Raw genomic sequence first — 3,139 nt, forward strand, 5'->3', positions numbered from 1 at the left:
GCCGAGGTCGAGGCCGGCGGCCGGGCCGCCCGCCTGGCCGCCGGAGACGAACTCCAGATCGGCGTCGGACAGCTCGGTGGTGTCGACCTGGGGAGTGGTGTTCATGGCGCGCGTTTCCCTTCGTGAGAACGGTGCGGAACGGCGGAGTTCGCCTGAGGCGCGGAGGCCGGGACGATCGGCCGGCGGCCCGCGCCACCCGATCAGAGCACACGGGGGACAAGGCGGCCACCTGCGCGAGGACGCGGTGCCGCTTCGGCGGACCGGGGAGTTCACGAGTGTGGAGACGGAGGGCGCCGGCGCCCCGGGCTTCTTCACCCGAACCGCCCCGCGGCTGCCCCGCGACCGCCCCGCCGCCGGCCGGGAGGACGGACGCGGGGCCGCCGGAGCGGGTTTCCGCCCTCCCCCGGGGTCTCACGGTGAACGGTGTGCAGGTTCCCGGGATCTTCCGAAACCGTCGGCGGCCCCGGCCCATTCGCGACCGGCCCCTCGTCCGGACGCCCGAAAAAGCCGACTCCGCGAACACCGTTGCCGGGCAGGGCGGTACGCGTCCGCCCGGCGGGCGGCGTCGACCTCGCGGCGGTGGGGGTGTCCCCGCGCGAGCGCGTTCGAGCGTGGGGGAGGGCCCGGAACTCCTCGTCCAGCGCGAAGTGCGGGTGCACGATCTCGACCGCCACCGTGCGGCCCCCGGCGCTGCGGCCCGGGTAGACCCGGCCCATGCCGCCCGAGCCGAGCCGGCCGAGCAGCCGGTAGGGCCCCACGGCCGTGGGTTCGTCCCCTTCGAGCGGCCGCAGCCGTCCGCCCCTCCCCCGCAGTGCCGGAACCTTCCAGCAGGGTGGTGGCCGGGCCCGCCGCCCTCAGGGGTGCAGCAGATCCACCGTCACGTCCGCCGCGAACCCCGTCGTCGGTCCGACCCGGCGGGCGAACTCCGCGACCGCCTCCAGCTGCGGGGGCCCGAAGCTGAAGTCGAGGGTGGTGAAGTACTGCGCCAGGGTCGCCTCGTCGAACGCCTCCCAGCGGGCCGCCTGCTCGGCGACCTTGTCGACCTCCTCCAGGGACAGGTTGCGGGAGGCGAGGAAGGCCTCGTGCACCTGGCGGGTGATGACCGGCTCCCGCTCCAGGTAGTCCCGGCGCGCCGCCCACACCGCGAACACGAAGGGCAGCCCCGTCCACTCCTTCCACAGAGCACCCAGGTCGTGCACGTCCAGGCCGTAGCGCGGCGCGTCGAGCATGTTCGCGCGCAGGGCCGCGTCCCCGATGAGGACGGCCGCCTCGGCCTCCTGCATCATCAGGCTCAGGTCGGGCGGGCAGGTGTAGTAGTCGGGCTGCACGCCGTACCGCTCGGCGAGGAGGAGCTGGGCGAGGCGTACGGAGGTGCGCGAGGTCGAGCCGAGGGCGACGCGGGCACCGTCCAGCCGGTCCAGCGGGACCTGCGAGACGATCACGCAGGACATGACGTCGCCGTCGCAGCCGACGGCGATGTCGGGAAAGGCGACCAGCCGGTCCGTGTGCTTGAGGAACTCGACGAGGGTGATCGGCCCGATGTCGAGTTCTCCCTGCACCAGCATCTCGCTGAGCTTCTCCGGGGTGTCCTTGGTCAGCTCGAAGTCGAGGAGCGTGCCCGTTCTCGCGAGCCCCCAGTACAGGGGCATGCAGTTCAGGAACTGGATGTGGCCGACGCGCGGCCGGGTGCGAGGAATGTCCACATCGCGAGGCTAGCCCCCGTCCGGGCTACACGAACGCCCACCCCTGCATCCGCTCTTGCGTTCGATCGGAGGGCCGTGACGGACGGGACGTTCAAACATTCGGGTGAAGTGATCTTGACCTCTATTGCATTGAGGCCTTCGCGTGCTAGGCTCGTCGCAAGTTGCAGTTTGGTTTCCCTTGCAGTACAGAGCCTGCGGAGCATGTGACCGCGGGCTCTCGTCGTTCTCAGACATAAGCGATTGTGCGGAACTCGTCTTCACACTTGCTGGTTCTGGAGCAGGGCAACCCTTTGGGCCCAAGGAGGGCTTATGGCTACCGGAACCGTGAAGTGGTTCAACGCCGAAAAGGGCTTTGGTTTCATCGCCCAGGAAGGCGGCGGCCCCGACGTCTTCGTCCACTACTCCGCGATCAACGCGACCGGCTTCCGGTCCCTCGAGGAGAACCAGCAGGTGTCCTTCGACGTCACGCAGGGTCCGAAGGGCCCGCAGGCGGAGAACGTCACCCCGGTCTGATCCTCCGATCCGGGAACGACTAGCAGTACCCAAGGAGCCCCACGCCGTCCGGCGACGGGGCTCCTGCCTTTCTCCCGGGACAGCCGGCGGGAAACCCCGCGAGCCGTGATGAATTCCCGGGGAATTCCTCCCGTACGGGCCCCGTGATCGGCGTGAATTCCCCTCCGCGGCCCCCTCCCCACCGGGTCCCGCCGTCACCCGCCCGGTCCTCATCACGCCGTACTCCCGCGTTCCGGGAATGCCTCCTCCGATGGGAACACGGCGCCCGGTTCCGGCCCCTCCGTATGTGCCGTGTCAGGGTCCGCCCGTCCGGTCATCGGCATTGTCGGGGTGCCGGGACGTCGGGGTGCCGGGGCGTCCTCCGAGCCGATCACCGCCCCCGAGGGCGGCCGATCGGGGTCCGGGAGAGAGGGGTGGGGGCAGGGAATGTCGGCGACCGCCCGTGGGTGTCGGTGGACGCGGATAGGGTGCCCCACCATGACCGACACCGACGCCCACACCGACGACGGCCACGTGGCCGCCACCCGCGCCTTCTACGACGCCGTCGCCGAGCAGTACGCCGCCCACTTCCGTGACGTGCACGCGGCCCAGCCCCTGGACCGGGGGGTCCTGGCCGGCTTCGCCGAGCTGGTCGGGAAGGGCGGCCGGGTGGCCGACCTGGGGTGCGGTCCGGGCGGGGTGACCGCGTATCTCGCCTCCCTCGGCCTCTCCGTCTTCGGCCTCGACCTGTCCGCGGCGATGGTCGGGATCGCCCGCCGCGAGAACCCGGACCTGCGCTTCGAGCAGGGCTCGATGCTGGACCTGGACCTCCCCGACGGCAGCCTGGCCGGCGCCGTCTCCTGGTACTCGACCGTCCACACCCCGCACGACGAGTTCCCGGCCCTCTTCACCGAGTTCCGCCGGGTGCTGGCCCCCGGGGGCCA

The 3,139-nt window shown here is 71.5% G+C and carries 3 protein-coding genes and 1 pseudogene; 2 read left to right on the forward strand and 2 right to left on the reverse strand.

The window, feature by feature from the left end:
• Positions 1 to 620: 620 nt before the first annotated feature.
• Both B7L92_RS42880 and B7L92_RS30225 read right to left on the reverse strand, forming a co-directional pair.
• Positions 621 to 791 (reverse strand): annotated as a pseudogene (locus B7L92_RS42880) (serine/threonine protein kinase); the annotation flags it as partial.
• 63 nt (positions 792 to 854) lie between these two features.
• Positions 855 to 1,703 (reverse strand): menaquinone biosynthetic enzyme MqnA/MqnD family protein, encoded by an 849-nt coding sequence (locus B7L92_RS30225; protein ID WP_004984722.1) that lies wholly within the window; start codon positions 1,701 to 1,703, stop codon positions 855 to 857.
• Between the two features lie 309 nt (positions 1,704 to 2,012).
• Between B7L92_RS30225 and B7L92_RS30230 the strand changes: the two genes are divergently transcribed.
• Together B7L92_RS30230 and B7L92_RS30235 are read left to right on the forward strand one after the other, a co-directional pair.
• Positions 2,013 to 2,216, forward strand: a complete 204-nt coding sequence (locus tag B7L92_RS30230; RefSeq protein WP_004984723.1) for a cold-shock protein — start codon at positions 2,013 to 2,015, stop codon at positions 2,214 to 2,216.
• Between the two features lie 477 nt (positions 2,217 to 2,693).
• A partial coding sequence (locus tag B7L92_RS30235) for a class I SAM-dependent methyltransferase (RefSeq protein ID WP_081240533.1) occupies positions 2,694 to 3,139 on the forward strand: 446 nt, incomplete at its 3' end.

The organism is Streptomyces viridosporus, from assembly GCF_002078235.1.
GTDB classification, from domain to species: domain Bacteria; phylum Actinomycetota; class Actinomycetes; order Streptomycetales; family Streptomycetaceae; genus Streptomyces; species Streptomyces viridosporus.